At 54.7% G+C, this 23,586-nt stretch carries 19 protein-coding genes and 1 other RNA gene; 7 read left to right on the top strand and 13 right to left on the bottom strand.

What is annotated here, in order from left to right; all coding sequences use genetic code 11:
* Nucleotides 1–89: 89 nt before the first annotated feature.
* Entirely contained in the window at nt 90–815 is a 726-nt protein-coding gene (gene phbB, locus G523_RS0102530; RefSeq protein ID WP_022693450.1) for an acetoacetyl-CoA reductase, read from the bottom strand.
* Nucleotides 816–1,169: 354 nt separating this feature from the next.
* Between phbB and phaR the strand changes: the two genes are divergently transcribed.
* Entirely contained in the window at nt 1,170–1,778 is a 609-nt protein-coding gene (phaR, locus tag G523_RS0102525) for a polyhydroxyalkanoate synthesis repressor PhaR (protein WP_022693449.1), read from the top strand.
* Between the two features lie 60 nt (nt 1,779–1,838).
* On the opposite strand, the gene G523_RS0102520 is transcribed toward phaR, so the two are convergent.
* Complete coding sequence (locus tag G523_RS0102520; RefSeq protein WP_022693448.1) at nt 1,839–2,537, bottom strand: LolA family protein; 699 nt, start codon at nt 2,535–2,537, stop codon at nt 1,839–1,841.
* Between the two features lie 263 nt (nt 2,538–2,800).
* On the opposite strand from G523_RS0102520, the gene G523_RS0102515 reads away from it, so the two are divergent.
* A complete protein-coding gene (locus G523_RS0102515; protein WP_022693447.1) occupies nt 2,801–3,199 on the top strand; it encodes a hypothetical protein in 399 nt (132 codons plus the stop codon).
* Nucleotides 3,200–3,238: 39 nt separating this feature from the next.
* On the opposite strand, the gene G523_RS0102510 is transcribed toward G523_RS0102515, so the two are convergent.
* Both G523_RS0102510 and G523_RS0102505 read right to left on the bottom strand, forming a co-directional pair.
* Nucleotides 3,239–5,710 carry an FtsK/SpoIIIE family DNA translocase gene (locus G523_RS0102510; protein WP_022693446.1) on the bottom strand — a complete coding sequence of 824 codons (2,472 nt, stop codon included), beginning with the start codon at nt 5,708–5,710 and terminating at the stop codon, nt 3,239–3,241.
* Between the two features lie 238 nt (nt 5,711–5,948).
* A complete protein-coding gene (locus tag G523_RS0102505; RefSeq protein WP_022693445.1) occupies nt 5,949–7,256 on the bottom strand; it encodes an ammonium transporter family protein in 1,308 nt (435 codons plus the stop codon).
* 226 nt (nt 7,257–7,482) lie between these two features.
* Here G523_RS0102505 and G523_RS0102500 point away from each other — a divergent pair, with 226 nt between their 5' ends.
* On the top strand, nt 7,483–8,739 hold the full coding sequence (locus G523_RS0102500; RefSeq protein WP_022693444.1) for an FAD-dependent monooxygenase: 1,257 nt from the start codon (nt 7,483–7,485) through the stop codon (nt 8,737–8,739).
* A gap of 55 nt (nt 8,740–8,794) precedes the next feature.
* Here G523_RS0102500 and G523_RS17605 read toward each other — a convergent pair whose 3' ends face one another.
* The 5 genes from G523_RS17605 to G523_RS0102475 all read right to left on the bottom strand — a co-directional run bounded on the left by G523_RS17605 (nt 8,795) and on the right by G523_RS0102475 (nt 13,541).
* Complete coding sequence (locus tag G523_RS17605; RefSeq protein ID WP_022693443.1) at nt 8,795–10,441, bottom strand: methyl-accepting chemotaxis protein; 1,647 nt, start codon at nt 10,439–10,441, stop codon at nt 8,795–8,797.
* Nucleotides 10,442–10,535: 94 nt separating this feature from the next.
* Nucleotides 10,536–11,399, bottom strand: a complete 864-nt coding sequence (locus G523_RS0102490) for a protein phosphatase 2C domain-containing protein (RefSeq protein ID WP_022693442.1) — start codon at nt 11,397–11,399, stop codon at nt 10,536–10,538.
* A gap of 59 nt (nt 11,400–11,458) precedes the next feature.
* Nucleotides 11,459–11,827 carry a hypothetical protein gene (locus G523_RS20805; protein ID WP_022693441.1) on the bottom strand — a complete coding sequence of 123 codons (369 nt, stop codon included), beginning with the start codon at nt 11,825–11,827 and terminating at the stop codon, nt 11,459–11,461.
* A 126-nt stretch (nt 11,828–11,953) separates the two neighbouring features.
* A complete protein-coding gene (locus tag G523_RS0102480) occupies nt 11,954–12,703 on the bottom strand; it encodes a YebC/PmpR family DNA-binding transcriptional regulator (protein ID WP_022693440.1) in 750 nt (249 codons plus the stop codon).
* 109 nt (nt 12,704–12,812) lie between these two features.
* Complete coding sequence (locus G523_RS0102475; RefSeq protein ID WP_022693439.1) at nt 12,813–13,541, bottom strand: DUF4328 domain-containing protein; 729 nt, start codon at nt 13,539–13,541, stop codon at nt 12,813–12,815.
* A gap of 293 nt (nt 13,542–13,834) precedes the next feature.
* On the opposite strand from G523_RS0102475, the gene G523_RS0102465 reads away from it, so the two are divergent.
* Nucleotides 13,835–14,242, top strand: coding sequence for a hypothetical protein (locus G523_RS0102465; RefSeq protein WP_155802566.1), 408 nt, complete (start codon nt 13,835–13,837; stop codon nt 14,240–14,242).
* Here G523_RS0102465 and G523_RS0102460 read toward each other — a convergent pair.
* From G523_RS0102460 to ssrS, 4 genes are all read right to left on the bottom strand, one after another.
* On the bottom strand, nt 14,239–15,063 hold the full coding sequence (locus G523_RS0102460; RefSeq protein ID WP_022693436.1) for a TIGR00282 family metallophosphoesterase: 825 nt from the start codon (nt 15,061–15,063) through the stop codon (nt 14,239–14,241). The genes G523_RS0102465 and G523_RS0102460 overlap by 4 nt on opposite strands.
* A gap of 123 nt (nt 15,064–15,186) precedes the next feature.
* Nucleotides 15,187–17,355: a methyl-accepting chemotaxis protein gene (locus G523_RS0102455; RefSeq protein ID WP_022693435.1), complete on the bottom strand. Its 2,169-nt coding sequence runs from the start codon at nt 17,353–17,355 to the stop codon at nt 15,187–15,189.
* A 140-nt stretch (nt 17,356–17,495) separates the two neighbouring features.
* Entirely contained in the window at nt 17,496–18,080 is a 585-nt protein-coding gene (locus tag G523_RS0102450) for a 5-formyltetrahydrofolate cyclo-ligase (RefSeq protein WP_022693434.1), read from the bottom strand.
* A 23-nt stretch (nt 18,081–18,103) separates the two neighbouring features.
* Nucleotides 18,104–18,265: non-coding RNA, 6S RNA (ssrS, locus tag G523_RS20590), on the bottom strand.
* 142 nt (nt 18,266–18,407) lie between these two features.
* Between ssrS and G523_RS20030 the strand changes: the two genes are divergently transcribed.
* The 3 genes from G523_RS20030 to G523_RS0102435 all read left to right on the top strand — a co-directional run bounded on the left by G523_RS20030 (nt 18,408) and on the right by G523_RS0102435 (nt 23,543).
* Nucleotides 18,408–20,771, top strand: coding sequence for a mechanosensitive ion channel family protein (locus tag G523_RS20030; RefSeq protein WP_022693433.1), 2,364 nt, complete (start codon nt 18,408–18,410; stop codon nt 20,769–20,771).
* A gap of 279 nt (nt 20,772–21,050) precedes the next feature.
* Entirely contained in the window at nt 21,051–21,371 is a 321-nt protein-coding gene (locus G523_RS0102440; protein ID WP_022693432.1) for an energy transducer TonB, read from the top strand.
* A gap of 135 nt (nt 21,372–21,506) precedes the next feature.
* Nucleotides 21,507–23,543 (top strand): methyl-accepting chemotaxis protein, encoded by a 2,037-nt coding sequence (locus G523_RS0102435; protein WP_022693431.1) that lies wholly within the window; start codon nt 21,507–21,509, stop codon nt 23,541–23,543.
* The last annotated feature ends 43 nt before the right edge of the window (nt 23,544–23,586 follow it).

Genomic DNA, 23,586 nt, shown 5'->3' with positions numbered 1-23,586 from the left:
TATGACTAACAAAAAAGGCGGCAATGGGGCGTCTATCTGACCATCCCATTACCGCCTGAAATTAAACCGTGTTTTCCCTTTAAGAGGGCTTAACCGGCAATGTATTGCGCGCCGTTGACTGTCATGGTCGCGCCATTGATGAAGGCTGCTTCTTCGCTCGCAAGGTATGCAACCATGCTTGCAATCTCTTCCGGCTTGCCAAGGCGGCCGTTAGGAATTGTCGCGATAATGCCCTGCAGAATCTCAGGCTTCACCGCCTGAAGCATTTCTGTGTCGATATAACCCGGCGCAACAACGTTAGACGTGATGCCTTTTTTCGCGCCTTCATACGCCAGAGCTTTGGTGAAGCCGATCAGACCTGCTTTCGCGGCAGAATAGTTCGCCTGCGTGAACTGGCCTTTCTGACCATTGATTGAAGAAATGTTGATCACACGACCAAAGCCGCGGTCACGCATGCCTTCCCAGACATTGCGCGTCATGTTGAACGCGGAATCGAGGTCAACATTGATGACTTTCTGCCAAGCTTCTTTGGACATTTTATGGAATGGCGCATCCCATGTGATACCGGCATTGTTGACCAGAACTTCGACAGGGCCGACTTCGGCTTCGATTTTTGCGATGCCGTCTACACAGGCATCAAAATCGCCAACGTCAAACTTGAATACGGAAACGCCGATTTCCTTTGCGCAGGCCTGCGCTGCTTCGTCATTGCCGGCATAGGTCGCAGCGACCTTGTATCCGTCTTTGACGAGGCGTTCGCTTATTGAACGACCAATACCACGGGTGCCACCCGTTACGACTGCTACTTTGCTCATTCTATTCTCCCCGAGCTGAACTATATCCTGAACCCCTTTGCCCTTTTTTGGGTCTGTAAGCGGCTGCAGCATATTCTTAGACCGACCAGACTGGTTTTAGAATTAGGACTAAATGTCTCGCCTAAGTAAGCAAAGACCGAGGAAAGTCGGGGTTGTCAACGGTGTGGCATGTGCGAATTTCAGCTATTCCTAATATGTATAATGCTATATTTATCCTTGCCATACGCCCCGTTTGAGTGGTTTTTTGCTGCAAACGCGAAACTCTGGTTTAAAGAGTCTGTGGTAGGAAACGTATAAAGGGCGTGCATTGCCCAACGGAATTTATTCCGCCCCAAGGTGAGGGAAGGTAAATCGATGGCTGATACATCAGGTCTCAACGACGTGATCATCATCAAAAAATATGCGAACCGTCGTCTCTATGACACATCGTCCAGTTCCTATGTGACGCTGGAACATCTGAGCACGCTGGTCCGTGAAGGTAAGGATTTTGTCGTTCAGGACGCGAAGACAGGCGAAGATCTGACACGCTCTGTTCTGGCTCAGATCATTTTCGAACAGGAAAACAAGGGCGGCAATGCGCTGCCGCTTAACTTCTTGCGTCAGGTCATCCGCTTCTATGGTGACAGCGTGTCTTCTGCGCTGCCGACCTATCTCGACATGGCGATGAACAACTTCACAAAGAATCAGGAACGCTGGCGCGATATGATGGCCGGTGGGGCTGTTGGCCCGAACCCTATGGGTTTGTTTGAAGAGCAGGCGCGTCGTAATTTCGAAATGTTCGAGCGCTCTATGAACCTCTTCACGGCTGGAACGCCAGCCCGTTCGCGTCCTGAGGCCGAGGATGAAGCGCCGCCGAAAAAGGCGCAGCGCGCAGATAAGGATGAAGAAGCGGATACGATTGATGCCCTGCAGCGCCAGATGGCGGAAATGCAGGCCCAGCTTTCCAAGCTCTCTAAGAAATAAAGAAAAGCCGCTCGATCAGAGCGGCTTTTTTGATTCTGGTGGTTGAGCCATCTTCTGTAGCTAGCGGCGACGGTCATCCTCGTCTTCAGGATCTTCAATTCTGAAGAGGCGCGGGTCAACGGACACACCCAGTTCAATGTCGTTGAGCTGAACAGTAGTGATACCGCCCATCATGTCGATCGCTTCCCAACGGGCCAGCGTATAGTCTTCAGGATCGAAGAACAGCTCCAGCTCGCCTTCGGCTTCACCGGATTTATCTGCGACACGGATAGCGACATAACCGGCTTTGCGCTCGATTGAGATGATATCAGCGTGCTCTGCGAGATCTGTATTCCGGCGCAGAATGAGATTCAGCGGCGTGGAGACCAGCGGCACGCGGTCTACTGTTTCCAGATCAGTGTCTTCAATCGCGAGCGTTGTACCATCTGATACGATGAGCAGAGGCACAGGCGCATCGTATTCAAAGCGCAGGCGGCCTGGACGGTTCAGATAGAATGTACCGGTCGAGAAATGATTGTTCGGGTCGAGCTGAGAGAACTGCCCGCGCGCGGTATCAATCGCGTTGAGGGACGCGTTCGCGCGCGCAAGCGCTTCTGTCCGGTTGAAGGCCTCCACAGGCGCGATTTCAGCCGGAGCCGCCTCAGCACTTGCTGCGGTTTCAGTCTCTACGACAGGCGTTTCCACCTGTGCGGTGTCCAACGCCATGAAAGGCGACGTCAGAACGGCACCTGAAAGGATCCAGTTCGCAAAATTGAACATCTGGCACTCCATTACTTGTCAGGTGTCTTATCTAGAATACGCCCTTCACCACAATAGGGCTTAATTTGGGCGCGCTGCCTAGATTCGTTGCCTGACGTTCAGCAAAATTCTATGTGCGGCAGTCGCTAACTGCCCGCGAGGTGATGCAATGCCCGGCTTGCTTTTCCGTTCCATCTGACCTGCGAAGGCTGAAAAATAGAGAGGCGGGAATAAATATCTCGTCCATCCGTCAGTCCATCATGAGAAGCCAAAAGGAGGCGATCATGATGAAACAGAATAAACTTACTAAAACCGTCTGCGTCGCACTTATTTCAGCGGGCGCGATGTTCTCCGCGCCGCAGGCGTCTGCCCAGCTTCTGGGCCTTGGCGTGAACACCGATGCTCGTGTCGGTGTGCAGGTTGGCCGTGCACCGGAGCCACGCCGTCATTCCAGCTATAGCTTCACTTATAACGGCTATACCTCAGGTCACTGGTATCAAGCGGGGCATACCCACCGCGCATATCATTACGACCCGTATTATGGCGGCTATGACTGCCATACCCGGTTCCAGTATGGCTGGCAGCATGGCGACCGTGTGCGCTATGAATCTACCTTCTGCTATGACCGGTATGACCGCGCTCATGAGCGTCGTGGTACCCGTGTCGCGATACGCATCGACTAGCCCATAAATGCAAAGCCCCGGATGTCCGGGGCTTTTTTGTTAGTCTTCTTCGCCAGGGGCTTTGCGCAGGATTTCCCGCTTGCCCGCATGGTTCGGCGCAGAAATGACGCCCATATCTTCCATCTGCTCGATCAGCGATGCGGCCCGGTTATAGCCGATCTTCAGGCGGCGCTGAACATAGGAGGTTGAGGCGCGCTTGTCGCGAACGACAATCTGGATGGCCTGTTGAAGAAGGTCTGCCTCTTCATGGCCGCCAAGCATAGCGTCCATGACAGGAGAGCCGCCGCCGCCACCGCCGCCGAACGGATCTTCGTCCGGCTCTTCAGTGATATCGGTCTGGTAGTCCGGCTCGCCGGTTGATTTCAGGAATTCGACGATCTGGCCTACTTCTTCATCGGACACGAACGGGCCATGCAGACGCTTAATCTTGCCGCCGGACGCCATGTAGAGAAGGTCGCCCATGCCAAGAAGCTGCTCGGCGCCCTGTTCGTTCAGAATGGTGCGCGAGTCGATTTTGGACGACACCATATAGGAAATACGGGTCGGGAAGTTTGCTTTGATCGTACCGGTGATAACGTCAACGGACGGTCGCTGCGTCGCCGTGATGAGGTGAATACCAGCCGCACGCGCCATCTGCGCAAGGCGCTGAATGCAGGCTTCAATCTCTTTACCGGCCACCATCATCAGGTCGGCCATCTCGTCGATCACGATAACAATGTTTGGTACCTGCTCGAGCGGGATTTCCTCAGTCTCATAGACCGGGCGGCCTGTATCGGCCTCAAAGCCCGTCTGGACTTCTTTCGTGAGGCGTCCGCCAGTGCGTTTCAGCTCTTCGACCTTCTCATTAAAGCCCGCAAGGTTACGTACGCCCGCCTTGGACATCATCTCATAGCGGCTTTCCATCTCGCGAACCGCCCATTTGAGCGCTGTGACAGCCTTTTTCGGGTCAATCACGACAGGCGAGAGAAGGTGCGGAATGCCTTCATAGATCGAAAGCTCGAGCATTTTCGGGTCGACCATGATGAAGCGGCACTTCTCAGGTGGCAGCTTGTACATGAGCGAAAGGATCATCGCGTTGATACCAACCGACTTACCGGAACCCGTTGTGCCCGCGATGAGAAGGTGAGGCATTTTCGCGAGGTCGGCGCAAACCGGCTCGCCGCCAATGTCTTCACCGAGTGCCATCGGCAGGCTCTGCTTGCCGTCATTAAAGCTCGGGCTTTCCAGAAGCGTGCGCAGATACACCGTCTCGCGGGATTTGTTTGGAAGTTCGATACCGATTGCGTTTTTACCCGGCACAACGGCGATACGTGCGCTGATCGCGCTCATGGAACGGGCAACGTCATCTGCAAGCGCAATCACGCGGGAGGATTTCACACCCGGTGCAGGTTCAAGCTCGAACAGGGTGACAACAGGGCCGGGGCGTACCTGTGTGATGCGGCCCTTAACGCCGAACTCGTTCAGAATGCGCATCAGGTGTTCCGCGCGCTCTAAAAGCAGATGTTCGTCTACTGTGCCTGTGCGAGCTGGCGGTGTCACCAGAAGGTCGAGCGAAGGCAGGCCTGCCTTGTTCACGCGCGGGGCTTTGGGCGCTTCGCGGCGTTGGCGGCGCTGCGTACGCGGGGCTTCCGGCTGTGCTTTTGTTTCAGGCTTGGTGTCGGCTGCTCGTGGCGCCTCGGCCTGTTCAGCTTCGCGCTGGGATTTTGAGTAATCAAAATAGCCGTACTCGTCATCAGCGTCTGGCGTGATCGCGCCGCGCACATACGGGTAGTCGTCGCGTTCACGGTTGAACAGGCCGCCCACCAGTCCTGAGACTGATGATTTGAGCTTTTCGACGCCGGCTACCATGTTGCGGCTGATCCAGCGCCCGACAGGGCCGAGCGGCAAAAGAAGCAGAGCCAGCAGCTTGCCGACATTGCGGAAGAACAGGCGCGAGAGGCGCGTCAGGTCGCGATTCTCCAGATTAGCTGCACGGGTCAGCAGGAAGAAGGAGAGGATAGCCGCTGCAACACCTGCGATGACATCAGGATATGGCACGCGAAGCGCCGCAAACGGCAGGCGCGCCAGACCGAACAGGAAGTCGCCCGTCATCCCGCCAAGCGACGTCGCAAGCACCCAGCTGTTCGGGATAGGCCAGGAGGCAAGACACGTGCTTGCAGCAAGAACGCTGAGGAAGCCGAGCCCCCAATTGGAGGCGGACGGCTTGCCGATCAGCAGCATACGCTTAAGGCCTGCTGCGAATACGAGGAATGCGCCAAGCATGCCGCCCCAACCAAGGATCTGGTTGGCGAGGTCTGCCACGACAGCGCCTGTCATGCCGAAGAGATTGCTGACTTCATTGCCGGTTGCTGCATTCAGGCTTGGGTCCTGCGGGTCGTAATAGCCGACCGCGCCGCACAGAAAGACGCCCAGCGCGAAAATTCCGAAGCCGGTAAGGATGCGCCAGATTGGTTCACCTGACATCTGTGATGTTGTGTCTGACATGGCAGCAGCAGTGTTTGAATTTGTCATTCTGGCAAATCTCAGAGGCGAAAAACGTTAGGTGTAGCTCTGAGAATGCCGGTCTCTTGCTTAATGGTCAGGAAACATATGGCAGAAAAATGGGCCAAACTGCGAGATTTTTCGTTAATAACTGCAGTTCCAGCCATTTTGCGCTGCTTTTGACAGTCAGCTGGTGGCTTTCCGAGTGCAGGCAATAAAAAACCCCGGACCTTTCGGACCGGGGTTCTTCATAAGGATCAGGTCAAACTTACTTGGAGAATTCCGGGTAAGCTTCGAGACCGAGTTCGACTTTGTCGATGCCTTCCATCTCTTCTTCTTCAGAGCAGCGGATGCCGATCGTGAATTTGAGAAGGAGCCATGTCACTGCAGATGTCACGATGACGAATGCACCGATGGCAACTACGCCGGTCGCCTGAGCAACGATGTCACCACCGTTCCACGCTACAACGAGTGTACCGAAGATACCTGCAACGAGGTGAGCTGGGATCGCGCCAACAACGTCGTCGATTTTCAGTTTGTCGAGCAGTGGTACGAAGAACACGATGATCGCGCCGCCAACTGCACCGATGAGGATTGATTCCCACAGAGCCGGAGCCAATGGTTCAGCTGTGATCGCAACCAGACCACCGATCGCACCGTTCATGACGATTGTCGGGTCCATCTTCTTGAAGAAGATAGGTGTCAGGATTGCCGCCGCTACAACACCGCCAGCCGCAGCGAGGTTTGTGTTCGCGAAGATGATAGAAACAGCGTTGATGTCTTCAGCTGTGCCAGCAGCGAGCTGAGAGCCGCCGTTGAAGCCGAACCAGCCGAGCCAGAGGATGAATGTACCAAGAGCCGCGAGCGGGATGTTGGAACCTGGCATCGGGTTAACTTTGCCATCAACATACTTGCCAGCACGTGGGCCGAGGATGATTGCGCCGACGAGAGCTGCCCAGCCGCCTGTAGAGTGTACGAGCGTAGAACCAGCGAAGTCAGAGAAACCAAGCTCAGAAAGCCAGCCGCCGCCCCACTGCCAGGAAGCCTGGATCGGGTAGATGAAGCCGGTAAGAACTGCTGTGAAGATCATGAAAGGAAGAAGCTTCACGCGCTCTGCAACAGTACCGGAAACAACAGACGCAGCAGTCGCTACGAATACCATTTGGAAGTACCAGTCAGAGGCAGGAGCGTAACCGGCGTCAGACAGAGCTGCGCGGTCGCCTTCAGACCAAACGTTGAAACCAGCAAGAACGCCCGGGATCATCCAGTCGCCAGCAGGGTAAATCAGGTGGTAGCCTACGAGGTAAACCATGATACCCGCTACAGAGTAGATCATGATGTTTTTGACAGACTGTGTTGCCGCGTTCTTGCTGCGAACGAGACCAACTTCCAGCATACAGAAACCAGCCGCCATGAACATGACAACCATGCCTGAAATCAGGAAGAGGTAAGAGTTATCGACGTATGCCGCGACTTCACCGGCATCCTGAGCGAAGGCTGAACCCGTCAGCGCTAGGCCGCTCAGAATGGCGGCGCCCGCGGAACGGGCCGTCCATTTCCAAACTGTTTCTTTCATTGTTTTCCCCAATCGTTAATCAGGAGAAGCGGTTTTGCCCCGCTTGCTCGGGGGCCAATCTTGCAAAACGGCTCGTTTCTTCTAAGCGCCATGGAGCATCTGAAACGGGTTACGAACAAACTGGTCACGTTCTGAGCACCCTGCGACTGAATCGCCCAAAAGCGTTGCACCGCTTGTCGGGAAATCGCAGTAAGCTATTATCGATTTCCGGTATCAGGAGATATAAATGCCAGCTTCACAGCATACTAGATCGCAGATTCTCATTGTTGGCGGTGGTTCAAGCGGCGGTGTTCTGGCAGTTCTTCTTTCCGAGCTTGGCTTTGAAGTCGGCCTTGTCGACACGCGCGATCCGACGCTGCCTTTTACGCCAGACAGCCGCGCCTTCGCGATTGTGCGCGGTGGCTGGCGCGTTCTTGATGCGGCAGGCGTGGGCGGCAATTTAGTTAATAAAGCCGAGCCGCTTCTGTCTATGGAAGCCCATGATCGCAACGGGCTTTTGCCGCCAGCGGCAAGTATGTTCGGCGTGGAAGACCTGCCCGATGGTGTCACTGAGGGTGAGCCGCTTGGCTATATGATCGAGGTCGATCTTCTCAATCAGGCGATCCGCGACCGGGTAAATGCCTGCACCGCGATCACCCAGTACGCGCCTGAAACGGTAACCGGCCTTGAAGTTGGTGATAGCGGCGCTGTTGTGACGCTTGATTCCGGTAAATCCATAATAGCCGACCTCGTTATCGGGGCTGATGGTGTTGGCAGCGCGATCCGTGAACTCTCCGGCATCAAGACACTCGGCTGGAGCTATGAGCAGGCGGTCGTCGCAGCGACTGTCCAGCTTGACTGGCCCCATCATGGCGCAGCACGCCAATGGTTTCAGGATGAAGGCCCGTTCGCCATTCTGCCGCTGACTGAAAACCGCGGAAATCTCGCATGGTTCCGCAAAGAGAAAGCGGGTATCGCGACGGCGAAATTGTCTCAGGCTGACCTTGAGGCTGAAGTCAATCAGCGCTTTGGTGATCTGGCTGGACCGATGAAAGTGCTACGCGATCCACTGGCTTACCCGCTGCGACTGCGCCTCGCTGAAAAGCTGATTGCGCCGCGCGTTGCGCTGGTTGGTGATGCGGTACGCCGCGTGAACCCGCTCGCCGGGCAGGGCTTTAACCTCGGCCTTAAAGATATTGCGGCGCTGGTGGAAATTCTCGTTGAGAGCCGTCGTGCGGGTCTTGCGCTTTCAGATGGCGCCCAGCTCGAAACCTATCAGCGCTGGCGCCGGTTTGATGGCGTAGCCACAGCGCTCGCCATGGATGGCATCAACCGCACATTCTCAAATTCGAGCGCGCTGCTCTCTCCGTTCAAGCGTCTGGCGCTGACGGTGGGCAGTACAGTCGGCCCGTTGCGTCGCGCCCTTGCCGCACAGGCCAGTGCGGACAAGCCGGGTCTTCCGCGCCTTGTCCGCGGCGAACCTCTGGAAGCGCTAATCGGATAGAACGCAAAACGCCCGACCTATTCAGGTCGGGCGCTTTATTTAAGGTCTTGTCAGATCAGGCTGCAGCGACGTTGGACAGGAATGTCTCAACGCGTTGTTCCAGATCTTTAGAGGCTGCAGACAGTTCGTCGGCCGCAGACTTCACAGCAACCGCAGCCGCTTTTGAATTCTCGGCCATACCAACGACTGCGTCAGCATTCGTCACGACATCGCGGGTCATGCCCGCTGCCATTTGCGCGTTCTCGCTGATCTCGCGTGTCGCGCCGCCTTGTTGCTCAACCGAGCTGGCAATCGCTTCCATCGTGCCGGAGACGCCTTCCATGGCGCTCGAAATCTCGCCGATAGATGACACTGCGATACCAGTAGAATTCTGAACCGCCATGATCTGACCGGAGATTTCTTCAGTGGCGCGGGCTGTCTGGTTTGCCAGCTGTTTCACTTCCGAAGCAACGACTGCGAAGCCACGGCCCGCTTCACCAGCGCGCGCCGCCTCGATTGTTGCGTTCAGCGCGAGAAGGTTGGTCTGCTCTGCAATGTCAGAAATCAAAGTGACAACATCACCGATCTTGTTCACCGCCTCGGAAAGCTTCTGAACATTGATAGAGGTTTCAGTCGTGACCTGAGACGTTGAGGACACGGATGAATTTGCCTCTGTGATCGCATGGATGATTTCAGACACAGATGCTGACAGTTCTTCGGAGGCTGCGGCAACCGTCTCGACGTTTTGAGACGCCTGACCGGTTGCACGAAGTGCTGTACTGGAGCTCTCAGTCGTTTGCAGAGAAATCGCCTCGACCTGTTCGGCTGTCGTTTTCAGCATGTGGACGTTTTCAACGACACTCGAGATGAGGCCACGTGCTTCATCGCGGAAGCTTTCAATCATGGCATCGATACGTGCCTGACGCTCGGCGCTGGCTTTGTTCGCTTGCGTCCGTTCCTCTTCAAGGCTGGCGCGTTCGATCAGGCCCTGTTTGAAGGTCTCGACTGCACGTGCCATTTCGCCAATTTCGTCGGTCCGGTCAGTCGCAGGTACGACGATAGATGTATTGCCGGACGACAGCTGAATTGTCGTCTCACGCAGGCTGTTGATCGGCTTTTTGATGGAGTTCGCAATGCTGCGGATGATCAGGAAGAGCAGGCCGCCAATAACCAGAAGCGCGGCGATACCGGTCGCGATATATTGCCAGAGCAGGGTCTGCAGATCGTCCACATAAATGCCTGTGCCGACAATCCACTGACGGTCAGCTGTTGCCCGGACAAAGCTGATCTTTGGAGACAGCTCTTCGGGCGCATTGCCCGGTTTTGCCCACTCATAATGTACAAAGCCGCCAAGTGGATCGGCCAGAGCAACGTCGATCATATCCTGAAAATAGTTGTTGCCGTTTGCATCCGGAACGCGCAGGTCCGTGCCGTTAAGTTCCGGACGGATCGGGTGCGCTACCATGAAGGCGTCGGTATTTATAACAAAGAAATACTCACGTTCGCGATAGCGAAGCGGATTGATCACTTCACCGGCTGACGGATCACCGCTTGCGCGGGCATCTTCAACCAGGGTGAGTGCGGAATCGACAAGGCTGCGAAGCTCTTGCTTCCGGCTCTCGACTTCTTTGTTATAAGCAAATGCGGTCATTCCCGCGATGACGATTGCAAGCGCGACAATGCTCGCAATCCCAATCAGATTTAGCTGACTGGACGTACTCATGTTCCTCACCGGCATCTCCCAAACACCTGTTATATTTGAGGTGAGTGTACCCGGCTCGTGTTAAAAAAACGTTGGAAACGATAAACTTGTTTAGTTAACCCGCGTTCAGACTGCGTATTTCAACGAGTACACCACAGGCATCATCGCTCTTTTTGATGCGTGCGACTGCGTCCTGACTTTCAGCTTTCTCAAATTTGCGCATCAGACGGGCGAGATGTTCCACGCCGTCAGAAAGAGCCTCATCCATCATCTGCTCAGCGGTCATCATGGCGTACGGATCAACGACCCGCCAAAGCCCGTCAGACATGATCAGGATGTGGCTACCTTCTGGCAGATTGCGGGTTTCAATGACGAGCGTATCCACGCCTTGAGGTGACAGGCCAAGAAGCACGTGCTGCGGTTCGGTGTTCTGGGTGGCGCGGATTTTACGAAGGCCTGCTATCCGGTCTTCAGGAGACATGGCATTAAGCTCGCGCGAGGTTCGGGCCTCAAGGTCTGATTGTTCGTGCTTGGTGAGAACTTCAGTTTTGCCGTCTGGCGTGCGGATGAGGGCGACGCAGTCGCCGGAGCGGACGAAAGTTGTGACGTCATCTGTGTGCCATATCCACATGCCTGATGCGATTGGCCATGTCTCACGCGGCGCGGTTTCGATATCGACCTTCGACTTCTGTTCCGCGCGTTTGCGAACGGCGGCGAGAATGTCTCCAAAGTATGCACGCAGATCACCCTTTGGAGGGTGGCTCATAAGCTCGCGGTTCAGAAACTCGGCAATCCATGCGGCATCGCTCTCAAACTGTTTGAACAGCCGGAACGGGCCAAGATCAGTTGCGCCATCCAGAACCCATGCTGTGCCAGCGCTTTCGTCAAAGCCAAACCGGTCGTCACCCGTGACTTTAGGCGTGTCGACGGTCAGGCCCGCGCCGGGCCAGTTGATGGATTCTTTTACTGAGATTGGCACTCGTGTCCCTCCGCGTCTGCCCGTTCCGTATATCGGTTCGGGCAGGGCGGCAAAAGGGCTTAGCTGCCGCCATAGTTCAGAATGTGGTTTCGTCCGGGAGAAACCTGAGTGCGTTTGGTGCCAGTCGCATAGCCCGTTCCATATCCGTATCCCACCTGCACGTCCCAGCACCCTGCTGACACAGTGAAGTAACGGTCATAACCCGGCGCGATGGTTTCCCCGTCAGAGAGGCGGTTGAAGCCATAAGTCGAGTTTGAACAATCTGACATGGTTACAACGGTCAGATGAGCATTCGATGTATTGCGGATTGTGATCTGGCCCACCGGTTCGCCCGGGCGGACAAGCGGTCCACCATCAAGGCTGCCACAAGCAGTGAGTGTTGCAGCGAGTCCCAGCGCCGCAGCCGTTTTCGTAAATGTGTTGAGCATCGTCCCCTCCTTCGGTCGCGTTCAGGAAGAAGAGTAACCCAGACGTGGAAAAGCTCATATCCCCTGTTCGAATGAGGTGGAGCTGAGAAAAAAGCCCTCTTCCAGGAAGAGGGCTTTTCAGGATGCTTATTCTGCGGCTTCGAGCGTGGCTTCATCTATCTCGCCGGAGTGGTAGACGTTCTGCACGTCATCCAAATCCTCAAGCGCATCGATGAGCTTGAGAAGTGTGAGTGCCGGATCACCTTCAATCTCGATCAGGTTCTGTGGTTTCCAGATCAGCTTGGTTGAGCGGGCCTCGTGATCCGGGAAAGCTGCATCCAGATTGCCCGCAACTTCCATGAAGTCGTCACGCTCTGTGTAGATGACGAAGACTTCCTCTTCGACTTCCACGTCAGATGCGCCAGCTTCAATGGCTGCGTCCATCACGGTTTCTTCGTCGCCAATCTCACGCGCGAAAACGATTTCACCAACCTGATCAAAACCGAAGGATACAGAGCCGGTCTCGCCAAGATTGCCGCCATTCTTGCCGAATGTAGAGCGGACATCGCCAGCAGTACGGTTTTTGTTGTCGGTTGAGCACTCAACGATCACGCCAACTCCGCCCGGGCCGAAGCCTTCATAGCGAATGTCGAAATAGTCACCTGAATCGCCGCCAGCACCTTTATCAATCGCGCGCTGGATATTGTCTTTTGGCATGGATTCGGCGCGCGCGTTTTTCACCGCAAGGCGAAGACGCGGGTTGCCGTCAATGTCACCGCCGCCGAGCTTGGCAGCGATTGTGATTTCCTTTGAGAGCTTCGCAAAAGCTGCGGCACGTTTTTTATCCTGCGCGCCTTTGCGGTGCTGAATGTTTGCCCATTTACTGTGGCCAGCCATGAAAACTCCTGCAGGCTGTTTTTGACGGTGTGTTCTGAAGCGCCTCGTTTAGCCTATGCAGGCTGAAAGGTGAAGGGTGCTGGCTCAGAAGACCATTTGCGCTGCGAAATCAGGAAAACGCCTCAATGTTTGCGTGATCGTTTATAGTCTTATTGAGCTTTGAAATTCGGCTTACGATGAGCATCAGGCCGATGGTGGAGATCAGAAGCGCGAGCAGGCCGACGAACATGGCGCCATACGCGGTCTGGAAGTCGGCCGGATCATAGAGTGTGATGCTGATATTGGCGCGCCGGAACAACTCGTTGAACGCATAGTCGCCGATGCGAAGTGCGAAAGCTTGCAACAGCCAGCATGTCCACCACAGAAATAGCGGTATCGCACTGACGGTATCACGGCCTGCGAGTTGGTGGGCCCCGCTCCAGAGCTGGGACATGGCTTTGACTGGCTGAATGATATTGGCGAACGGCACAAAAAACCATGCCCAGATACCCCAGGGTGGCATGGTCGCGTTTTTCGCGCCAAGCACGCGCACGTTTTTCAGCGCCTGATGAAAAAACAGAATGAAACAGATAGCTGCTAAGGGGAAAACCAACAATCGAACGGCAGAGATGTAATAGTTCAGGTCCAGCGTGCTAAGCAGATGAGGTTTGTTCATCAGATCGTCCGGAAAGGGCGGGTTGATCAGCGTATCTACGAAGACATAGCCAATCGGTACCAGCGCGATCAGACAAAGCGCAGCGAACAGCGTCAGGAAAATCTGCAGGAAGGCTCCGCGCAGGCTGATCTTGCGATAGAGCTCGGGCTGGATGCGCCTGATTGCGCCGTCATCGTCTGTCACTGTGGCGGGTTTGATGCCGCGCGGACGGACGTTTTCTCGCTGTATGTCCCGTCGTGAAAGCCTGACACCATCAGATCTTCTGACAACGGGCCGCTTTCGCCATCTGACGTGCGAACATACCAATCCATATTGACGAATCCCCCCGGATACATGCTCGGGAGGTGACGAACGGATCAGTTTCCCTCTCGAGTTGATGTTTAAAGCATTCACAGCATGATGGTGCAAGCCGCGCAGTTTGCGCATTGTGTGTTTCTGCTTAATCTGGAAGAGGCAAAAATCGGGGGCATGGCATCATGAAATCTGTGTACGGACTAATCGCAGCTGCTGTGCTGGTTTTACCCATGACGGCGAGCGGCGGAGGGCAGGGGTTTTCGATGGCGGGGCCGAATGGGTCGACCTATGAACTGCTGCGCATTCATGGCAGCGCAGACCGGCCTGTCGCGTCGCTATTGATCACCCGCGCAGATGGCGGCGTAACGCTCATGGATCAGATGACTGATTGTGATTCCGGGCAGTATGTTTATCTGGCGATGGACCATGCGCCTGAGCTGCCTGTGACGCCTGAAGCGCTGGATCAACTGGCGCAGTATTACAGCAATATCGTGTCATCCAGCCTGCGTGCGCTCACCTTCACGCCGATTACGGACGATCCGTATGATGCGCCAATGGCGGCGGTGCGTGATCTGGTATGCGGAGCTTAAGCCGCAGGCACGAGTGACTGCAGACGTCCGCCCATACGGATTGGTTCAACGCGTGTCGCCAAGCCGGTCTTGTTATCGGTCTCTACAAACACGCCGCAAAGCGTGCCATCGCTTAGGGCAGGCTGGTAGCGTTCGCCCGGAAGCTGGGTGAGGAAGCGGTAAACCGAGTTTTCCTTCTTCATGCCAATCACGCTGTCATAGTCACCGCACATACCCGCATCTGTCTGATAGGCTGTGCCGCCAACCAGAAGCTGTGCGTCGGCTGTCGGGATATGCGTGTGGCTGCCGACAACAAGGCTGACGCGCCCATCGCAGTGATGACCCATCGCCATTTTCTCAGACGTCGCCTCGCAATGCATGTCGACGATGATGGCGTCACACACTTCGCGAAGGCGCATATCAGCCAGTGCATCTTCCAGAACGAGGAACGGGTTATCCAACGCCTGACGCATGAACACATTGCCCTGAAGCTGGATGACGCCAACCATGCGTCCGTCCGGCAGAGCAAATATGTTTGACCCTTTGCCCGGTGCCTGCGCGCTCGGCGGGTAGTTCAGCGGGCGGATAAGGCGAGAATCGCGTTCGATGTAGGAGACCATTTCGCGCTGGTCCCAGGCGTGATCGCCGAGGGTGAGGCAGTCTGCGCCCGCATCAAAGAAGTCATTGGCAATCGCTTCGGTGAGGCCGAAGCCGCCCGCTGCGTTCTCGGCGTTCACAACCACGAAATCCAGAGACAGCTGGTCACGCAGGCGGGGCAGATAGCGTTCCACCACGTCGCGCCCGGGTTTGCCGACAACATCTCCGAAAAAGGCCAGTCTCATCTCGTTCTCCTATAGCCGAGCGATATGGACCAGACGGGGCCAAAAAACCAGTCTGTGCCTGCATCAAAAGCAAAAGAGCCAGCACAAGGGCTGGCTCTTTCGAATGGTCACTGGTGTGTAAATTTACGCGACGCGTACATCATTCAGGAAGCTCATGACTTCGCTTTTCAGAATGTTGGACTGCTCGCTCAGAAGCTCGGAGGCTGTGCGCATACGTGATGCGGTGACACCTGCTTCCTGCGCCGCGTCGCTCACGCCGTGCATGTTGTTATCCACTTCAGACACGCTGCCAGCTGCACTCTGAATGCTTTCAGAGATTTGCATAGTCGCAGAGTTCTGCTGGGCAATCGCCGCAGAAATCTGGGCAGACGCTTCTTCCAGCTCGCTGATGACCGTCAGAATGTCATGGATGCCGGACACAGACGCTGAGGTTGTTTCCTGAATGGCGTGAACCTGACGGCTGATATCTTCCGTCGCTTTGGATGTTTGTGTCGCGAGGGCTTTCACTTCGCTGGCAACAACCGCAAAACCTTTGCCCGCTTCGCCAGCGCGCGCCGCTTCGATGGTTGCGTTGAGTGCAAGCAGGTTGGTCTGGCCAGCAATATCCGTGATCAGGCCAACAACGTCGGAGATCGCATTTGCTGCCGTCTCCAGGCCGCCAACGCGTTCACGCATGACTTCTGCTTTGGAGACAGCATTGCTTGTGGCGTCACGCGAATGTTCAACCTTGGAGCTGATTTCGTTCACTGACATAGTTAGTTCTTCGGTCGCGGCCGCAACGCTCTGAACATTGCTGGACGCGTTCTGGGACGCAGCGGTGATACCTTGTGACTGGGACGCTGTTTCTTCGGCGATTGCAGCCATAGCGGACGCGTTCTCGTCGAGATTGCCTGCCGCTTTTGTGAACTGCTCCAGTGTGCGGCTGACGATTTCGTCGAACTTCTGAGCGCGCTTGGTCAGAGCTTCGCCAATCGCAGCACGCTGTTCAGCATCTTTGCGGTCCTGAATGGCACGTTCCTGCTGCTCTTTAGCCAGTTTTTCGGAAGAAATCATGGCGAGGCGGAATTTCTCAAGTGACCGGGCCAGCGGACCGATTTCATCACCGCGTTTCTGATAAGGGATTACCGTATCGAAATAGCCGTTGGCGATTTTGTCAGTTGTTTTGGCAATGGATGCGATCGGGCCTGAGATCATGCGGGCGAAGAACGCGCCGATAACCCCGAGAACGGCCAGAACGATCAGTGATGTGATAAGCGAACGTTGCTGCAGATCAACAATGGGCTGGTTCAACTCTTCTGTATTTTCCTGCGCAACGACAAACCATTGTGCGCCTTCAAATTCGACCGGCACAATCGCCGCGCTGACGTCAGCGCCGGTGTAAGACGCGCCTTCATACATAGCGAAGTCACGTGAGGCAGCGCCTGCGAGGCTGTCTGTCGGGAAGCTTGCGTTGAGAATCGTCGAAGTATCTGAACGCGGTGCATCCGTACGCAAAAGGCCGTCTTCGCCGATCAGGAAGCTTTCGCCCGTTTCGCCAAGACCGGATGTCGCACCCATAATCTCGTTCAGCTGGTCAATTGGCATCTGGAAGACGAGTACGCCTGCCTGATTGCCGTTTTCATCCGGGATCGGGCGGGCAATAAAGCTCGCGGGTGCGCCATGGCTCGGTGCATATGGCTGAAAATCAAAGAATGCGTGATCGGAGATATAGGCGCTATCGTCAGCCGCTGCGCGGAACGCAGCGCCAAGATCTGATGATGCCCATTCGCCAGTTCGCAGATTGGTCGCGTAATCCAGCTCTTTGAATACGGTGTAAACCAGCGAGCCATCATTGGAGAACAGGAAGATGTCGTAATAGCCACGGGCCTCAAGAAACTGGCGGAACCATGGATGGAACTCGGCATGCGCCTGCGAATACTCCGAGCCGTCGCTCGCATAGTCGAGCAGATGCTTCTCACCCAGCGGATTAGGGTTAGACTCGATGTAAAGGTCCTGGAGCGTGTTCATCTGGTTAGAACCCAGCGCATCCCAGCCGTTTTCGAACTCGCGTAGTGCGCTCAGAGTGAATGGGTTGTCTGCAACGGTGTCCAGATCCTGCTGGATTGATTGCAGATAGTCTGAAAACGCAGCAGCTTCTGTCTGAGCAATAGAGCTCAGCTTATCCTCGGATAAACGCGAAAGCGCTTCTGAAGAGGCCTGACTGGTCACCCATCCCAGTGTCATTGCCGTTACAGCAATCCCCCCGACGACCAGCCCCAGAAGTTTGTACGTAATCGAGATACGATTCAGCATAAAAATTCACCCGCTATAACTCCCACAGCGAGTTTTTATGCCGAATAGCTTTTTTATTGTTGAAACGCGTTCGTGAAATTTTTGGTAAACGGCGAGTTAAGATCGACGCGCAAATTTAATATTGCCGGTTGGGGCAGGGGTTATGCCCCTGCAGCGCGCCCGAAGAACAACGGAAGTGAGCCGGTTTCTGTGACCATCCAATCGAGCGGAATGTCCGTAGATTCTGCTGGAATTACAGGGACAATCTGGCCTGCATAGGCGAGACCGCAGACGAAAACTCGGCCATTCTGTCTCAGCTTTTCCAGCGCCCGGTCATAATGGCCCTTGCCATAGCCCAGGCGATTACCCTGCGCATCAAAGGCCAGCATAGGGGTTAAGACTAAAGTCGGAGCCGCAAGCGGTGCTTCGGCTGATGGTTGCGTTAATCCAAACGGCCCGGCTGTTAACGAGCCGGTTCCTTCAACGTGACGAAACGTCATTGATCCATCATCTTCAACGCGCGGCAAACAGATTTGCGCGCCAAGATCAGACAGACGCGCAAGGAGCGGAGACGGGTCCAGCTCACTGCCAATAGCGATGTATCCAGCCACAACTGGACCAAACCGGGTATACAGCTTCTCCGGAAAAATGGACGCGATGGTTTCGGCGGCGTCTTTTTCGGTTTCGTAGAGATGCTGGCGAAGCTCTTTGGCCGACTGCCGGAGCGCATTTTTGTCAGGCGTCATATCAGTCAGCTCCTGTAATCAATAAAGCGACCGCGTGCGCCGTTCAGGTATGTTTATTCCCATCGACCCAGCAACGCTAGGTGGGCACCGGTTACCTGGACCACGATCCAGACAGTTCTGCCAGTTCCCTGATGAGAATGTAAGGTCGCTGGAATAAAAGCCCTGCTCGAACGCCGCAGCCGCCGGCTACAGAAATAAGATGGCAAATGCATTCCGTGAAGGGGGTATGGCTTTATATTCGATAGCAGCCTCTGATATAGCGCTTGTCAGGGTGTGATAGTTTCTATTCCCTGCACGAAAGTTTTAGTCTGGAGTGACGCTGGTCTTATGACACGTTCTGTTATCGCCTTCTTTATGTTGGTTTTTCTGCTCGTTGAGCCATCTATGGCGCAAGTCCGAGAGCTTGATACGCGTGCTGCACAGCAAACCCGCGTTATTTCCCAGAACGCAGTCGAACTGACTACATCTTCGCCAGACCTTGCGGAAATTCGTTCCGCGCTTGCCCGTCAGAGAGAGAATGTTGTTTCGTTAGAAGCCGAACTTGTGGCGCTGCGCGATCAGACACAGGACCAGCTGTCGCGGATCGGCGAAGAAGTTGAAGGTGAATCCGCCAGCGTTTCTGCGCGCCGCAATGCGCTTCAGAGCGAGCTGGACACGCTGACCGAGGCATTAACACGTACAACAGGCAATCTGGACGAGATTGATCGTCTGCAGTCTGAAATCGATGATCTGCGCCGCCGCGAATTCTATAAAGGTCTCGTCGAACGTGGCCCGATGCTTGTCAGCCCATCCATTTGGTCAGATGCCTTTTCGGGCTTCGGCGAGAAGTATGGCACTCTGACAGAGGGTGGTACGCCAGTTCTGGAATTGCAGTCGGACGAACCGATCAGCACGCTGACATGGATACAAAGCGGCGCGGTGCTTGTCCTTGCGCTACTGTTCGCTATTCCCGTCCGTCGATATTTGAATCAGAAAATCGTCAAGCCGCTCGGCGATGATGACCGTACCGGTGCGTTGAGTGCGGTGGTTGGCCTTGTGCGGGCGTTCATTCGCGCACTGCCATCACTTTTGGGGCTGTTCGCGCTCTATCATGCGACGGCCATGATCTCACTTGGCTCTGATGTTTTGAGGTTTGCAGATCAGAAGCTCTGGATTGTGCCAGCTATACTGATCTTGCTCGAAGCTGTGTCACGCATCTTTATGTCGTCCCGTGCTCCGCTGCCGCCATTTAATATGGATTCCCGCCGCATGTCGGGGCTCGTCACGACCCTGATCCTGACAATGGTGTGTGTCGTTGGCGTCGATCATTTGTTGCATGCAGAGATCAATCTCTTCGCGGGCGTTGAGGATGCTGAGCTTGTCCGCCGCGGCATTGTTGCGATTTTGCTGGCTGGTCTCGTTTTCTTTACCGCGCGTGTCTGGAAGTTGGAAAAGACTGATGCCGCTGCAGAAGGTGATGAAGGTTCACCTCTGCTGGTGGACAATCGTGCGTTCGCTATTCCGGGCGTTATTCGAACAGGGCTGACCTTCCTCTCTGTTGTGAGTCTGGCTGGCGCGCTGTTCGGTTATGAGGCGCTTGCGCACTTTGTCATGACGCGTGTGGTTCTGATTGGTGGTCTTTTGCTGCTGGCTCTGATCGCGCGTGCTGCTCTGAAGCAGGTAGCTCTGGTCGTGACCGGGCGGGTCTTCCGTTCAAAACTCTCTTCAGAAACAGGTGCAGACCTGATCGATTTCTGGGTCAGCCTGTTCGTCGATATTCTGGTGATTGCTGCCATAGCACCGATCGCGCTCCTGCTCGTCGGGCTTGAATGGGAGGTCGTGCGCCGGATCTTAACCACAATGGCGACCGGCTTCAGCATCGGGCCGGTACGTATCTCGGTGATTCAGATACTGATCGCGATTGCGGTATTTGTTGTTCTGGTGATGCTGACCCGTTTTGTGCAGCGGACGGCAGAAAAGCGCGTTCTGTCCCGTCTACGTGTGGATCAGGGCATACAGACATCGCTGAAGACACTCATTGGCTATGTCGGTCTGGTGATCGCCTTCATCACGGGCGTCAGCATGCTGGGCTTTGATCTGTCCAGCCTGGCGATCATTGCTGGTGCGCTTTCGGTCGGTATCGGTTTTGGCCTTCAGTCCATCGTAAACAACTTCGTATCCGGTCTGATCCTGTTGTTCGAGCGTCCGATCAAAGTGGGCGACTGGGTCGTCACAAGCTCGGGCGAGGGGATCGTCAAGAAAATCTCTGTCCGCTCAACCGAGATTGAGACGTTCGAGAGATCATCCATTCTGGTTCCGAACTCTGAGCTTATCGCAAACAGCGTGACGAACTGGACGCATAAGAACCGTCTCGGCCGCGTTAATATACCAGTTGGTGTCTCTTATAATGAAGACCCGGACCGTATTATCGCGCTTTTGGAGTCGATTCCGGCGAAGCTGGATGATGTTCTGGAAGTCCCTGAGCCGCAGGTGCTTTTCATGGGTTTCGGGGATAGTTCTCTTGATTTTGAGCTAAGAGTGTTCATCGCAGATGTACAGAAAAGCATTATCACGCGTTCAAAAGTCAGAGTTGAGATATTCAAACTGTTCCGTGATGAAAATGTCGAAATTCCATTCCCTCAGCGCGATCTGCATATCCGGTCTTCTGATATAGGTGACTTGAATACTTCTCGCGACGACAAGCAAAGTTAAAATATTTACCATTCATAAGTATGTTTTGCTTGTGATATCTGTAGATTGTCCGCGTTTAAAATGGTTTACAGTAAGTAAATATATAGTCGTGATTTGCATTCATGGGTATCTGCACTTTTGGTTTCTGCTGCGAATCTCGGAAACTGAATAAAATTCACGACTGTATTAACTTAGATTTCATCGAGCATTGCTAGTTTCCCTTCCATCGGGACCCGTCCGCGTAGAATATGAAAAGGGCGGGCTCGTTTGATGGTGTGTATAAATAGAGGGAAAACCCAAATGAAGCTCAAGCATGCTTTTATGGCCGCTGCGACTGCTATGACCGCTTTCGGTGTCGGCGTTGCGCCGGCAATGGCTGAACCAGTTCTGGTTAAGCAAGTTGCTCCAGAATACCCGCGCGGCGCCGAGCGTCGTAACCTTGAGGGTAGTGTTGAACTTGCATTCCAGGTCAACGCTTCAGGTCGCGTCGAAGGCGTCGAAGTTCTGTCGGCTTCTATGCCTGGCGTTTTCGATAATGCCGCAATCGAAGCTCTCGAACAGTGGGAATTCGAAGAAGGCAATCCGGGTCGTGGCGAGATCACGATCGCATTCCAGCTTTAAGCCGGTATAGGAGCCCCGCCAGGGGCTCTGAAAATAACTAAACGGCACGGGCAGGTGAGCTGCCCGTACAGGCTGAGAGCACCCGGGAGTATATCGGGTGCTGAACCCAGAGGAAATCGCTGAGGGGCAAATCTGATGGCTAATTTTAATTCGAAACTGATCCGCTTCCGCCTGCCGGCCGCTTTTGGTCTGGCTGGTGCGGTCGTGTTGATAGTTTCCGCAATATCCGTATTTGCGCTGAACTCTTCCAGCAATTCGCTGAAAGCGGTCGCAAATCAAACACTTCCAATGCTGACGCATTCGGCTGAGCTTGCTCAGAATGCGAACGCATTGACATCCGAAACAACAAATCTCGCGTCTGTTCGTGAAGAAGATGCTCGCCTCGAGCGTCAGGACGTCGTGAATGGCATGATGGACACCATCCGCCACGACCTCGACGAACTGGCTTTGGACGGTGATGTAAACCTTGCTGCGGTGGAGACATCCTACACGGAGATGGTAGGTGCGATCGGCTCTCTGAACCAGATTGTGGAGCGCCGTATCGCGACAGAAGTTTCCCTGAACTCACAGATGATCACTGCACAGGCTTACCGTGCTAGCGTTGTAAACGCTGTTGAGGCGCAGCTTGATACCGCTGACGAAGCGGATATTGAAACCTTCCTGCGTATTTCGCTGTCTGCGAACCTTCTGAACTCGCTGTTTGCAGAGGCGAGCCTGATGGATAATGCTGCTGATGTGACTGCACTTCAGGAGTCTATGTTCGACCAGGTCGACGAGATGACTGTAAATGTCGCTATTCTGGGCGATGCGGTTTCTGGCGATCTGCGCAATGCGGTGAGCAATTTGAACTCTCTTGTTGAGGGTGATCAGTCTATTCCTGAACTTCGCATTGCTGCGATTGAACAGTCCGCGCGTGCAAATACAGTAGCTGATGAAGCCGGTGCTAAAGCTGTGACGCTTCAGACGGAAGCTCAGGCGCTTGCATCGACACTGTCTGACTCTGCCGATGCAAAAGCAACCGGTGCGGCGGCGACAAGTGTTATGACGACGATTTTCCTCGTGATCATCACGCTAGCGTCTCTGGCTGGTGCAGGTGCTATCGGGTACTTCTATGTTGAACGCGGTCTGTCACGTCGTCTGACAAAGCTGACTGTTGCTATGGGCCGTCTGGCTGATGGCGAGTTTGATGTCGATATGTCTGGTACAGACGGTCAGGACGAAATCGGCCAGATGGCTAAGACACTCCGTGTCTTTGAAGAAAACGGCCGTGAGCGCGTCCGCCTCGAAGAAGCGTCCCGTATTGAAGAAGAAGCGCGCGCTGAACGTGCTAAAGCAATCGAAGATCTGATTTCCCAGTTCGACTCTACAATGCAGGGTACGCTGGAAATGATGAACGGTGCGACACGTGAACTCGAAAGCACTGCGTCTGTCATGAAGTCTTCTGCAGAGAATGCTGCACAACAGACAGGTTCTGCGTCCCAATCTGCTGACAACGCTTCTTACAATGTTGGTACGGTTGCATCTGCGGCTGAAGAGCTCTCTGCGTCTATCGTCGAGATCACTCAGCAGATCCACGAATCTACGAAAATCGCGTCTGAAGCGGTTGAAGAGATGACTGTATCTTCCGAGCGTGTTCGTGGCCTCGATAAGGCTGCTGAAGACATCGGCGCAGTTGTTGAACTCATCAACAACATTGCGGGCCAGACAAACCTTCTCGCCCTCAACGCAACGATCGAAGCGGCACGTGCTGGTGAAGCTGGTAAAGGCTTTGCGGTTGTTGCGAGCGAAGTGAAGGCGCTTTCAAGCCAGACATCTCGTGCGACAGAACAGATCGCTCAGCAGATCTCTTCTATCCAGAATGCGTCCGGTATGGCGGTTGGCGTCATGGAGAACATCTCCAAGCTGATCTCTAACATCGACAACATCTCCTCCACGATTGCGGCGGCGATGGAACAGCAGCGTGCAGCGATTGCGGAAATCTCCCGCTCTGCTCAGGAAGCTGCTGGTGGTGCACGCGACGTATCAGAGCATGTCCAGTCGCTCTCCGCGACAACGGCTGAAACTGGCGAGTGTGCAACTCAGGTTGAAGGTGCCTCTCACGGCATCACACAGGAAGCTGGCAAAATGCAGTCTGCAATCACTAACTTCCTTACAAAGGTCCGCGCGGCGTAATTCGCGAAGACCCGAACCCCTCAGTTCAAACCCCGGTCCTTTG

Origin of the sequence: Ponticaulis koreensis DSM 19734 (assembly GCF_000420665.1) — a bacterium.
Taxonomy (GTDB): Bacteria; Pseudomonadota; Alphaproteobacteria; order Caulobacterales; family Hyphomonadaceae; genus Ponticaulis; species Ponticaulis koreensis.
The sequence above is the reverse complement of the archived record's forward strand: the minus strand, read 5'-3'. Positions and strand labels throughout refer to the sequence as shown.

Coding starts and splice junctions, on each gene's coding strand:
- phbB (WP_022693450.1), bottom strand. CDS start 815: ATGAGCAAAGTAGCAGTCGTAACGGGTGGCACCCGTGGTATTGGTCGT.
- phaR (WP_022693449.1), top strand. CDS start 1,170: ATGGCTGATACATCAGGTCTCAACGACGTGATCATCATCAAAAAATAT.
- G523_RS0102520 (WP_022693448.1), bottom strand. CDS start 2,537: ATGTTCAATTTTGCGAACTGGATCCTTTCAGGTGCCGTTCTGACGTCG.
- G523_RS0102515 (WP_022693447.1), top strand. CDS start 2,801: ATGATGAAACAGAATAAACTTACTAAAACCGTCTGCGTCGCACTTATT.
- G523_RS0102510 (WP_022693446.1), bottom strand. CDS start 5,710: ATGACAAATTCAAACACTGCTGCTGCCATGTCAGACACAACATCACAG.
- G523_RS0102505 (WP_022693445.1), bottom strand. CDS start 7,256: ATGAAAGAAACAGTTTGGAAATGGACGGCCCGTTCCGCGGGCGCCGCC.
- G523_RS0102500 (WP_022693444.1), top strand. CDS start 7,483: ATGCCAGCTTCACAGCATACTAGATCGCAGATTCTCATTGTTGGCGGT.
- G523_RS17605 (WP_022693443.1), bottom strand. CDS start 10,441: ATGAGTACGTCCAGTCAGCTAAATCTGATTGGGATTGCGAGCATTGTC.
- G523_RS20805 (WP_022693441.1), bottom strand. CDS start 11,827: ATGCTCAACACATTTACGAAAACGGCTGCGGCGCTGGGACTCGCTGCA.
- G523_RS0102480 (WP_022693440.1), bottom strand. CDS start 12,703: ATGGCTGGCCACAGTAAATGGGCAAACATTCAGCACCGCAAAGGCGCG.
- G523_RS0102465 (WP_155802566.1), top strand. CDS start 13,835: ATGAAATCTGTGTACGGACTAATCGCAGCTGCTGTGCTGGTTTTACCC.
- G523_RS0102460 (WP_022693436.1), bottom strand. CDS start 15,063: ATGAGACTGGCCTTTTTCGGAGATGTTGTCGGCAAACCCGGGCGCGAC.
- G523_RS0102455 (WP_022693435.1), bottom strand. CDS start 17,355: ATGCTGAATCGTATCTCGATTACGTACAAACTTCTGGGGCTGGTCGTC.
- G523_RS0102450 (WP_022693434.1), bottom strand. CDS start 18,080: ATGACGCCTGACAAAAATGCGCTCCGGCAGTCGGCCAAAGAGCTTCGC.
- G523_RS20030 (WP_022693433.1), top strand. CDS start 18,408: ATGACACGTTCTGTTATCGCCTTCTTTATGTTGGTTTTTCTGCTCGTT.
- G523_RS0102440 (WP_022693432.1), top strand. CDS start 21,051: ATGAAGCTCAAGCATGCTTTTATGGCCGCTGCGACTGCTATGACCGCT.
- G523_RS0102435 (WP_022693431.1), top strand. CDS start 21,507: ATGGCTAATTTTAATTCGAAACTGATCCGCTTCCGCCTGCCGGCCGCT.